Annotated in this window: 1 protein-coding gene; it reads right to left on the reverse strand. The window is 63.6% G+C overall.

The genetic code is table 11. The annotated features are described in order from the left end of the window. Positions 1-409, reverse strand: a 409-nt coding sequence (locus I6F28_RS37225; RefSeq protein ID WP_346656768.1) for an MFS transporter, incomplete at both ends; no start/stop codon positions are given.

Consider the following 409-nt stretch of genomic DNA (forward strand, 5'->3'; position numbering starts at 1 on the left):
GACCAGGCCGGAGATCATTTGGTGCGCAAAGCCACCCACGCAGAACAGCGCAATCGCCGTATAGGGAGACGCCACGAGCCCGACGCACGCCGGACCGATCATCATGAACGCACCCAGCACAACGCCGCAAACGCGCGACCACACCAGCGGAATACGGAAGCGCTTGATCAGGAACGGCGACAGGTAACCGCCGGCCAGGCCGCCCAGGTCAGCCGCCAGGAATGGCAGCCACGCGAACATGGCGATGGCTTTCAGATCGAGGTGACGCTCGTTGACGAAGTAAAGCGGAATCCAAAAGCTGAACGTCTGCCAGGCAGGTTCGGCAAAAAAGCGCGCCAGCGCAATCGCCCAGAAGCGGCGGGACGTCACGACGTCCTTGACCGGGCGCTTGCCGCGCTCTGCGCTCACC

The organism is Bradyrhizobium sp. NBAIM14 (genome assembly GCF_020193895.1).
GTDB classification, from domain to species: Bacteria; Pseudomonadota; Alphaproteobacteria; order Rhizobiales; family Xanthobacteraceae; genus Bradyrhizobium; species Bradyrhizobium yuanmingense.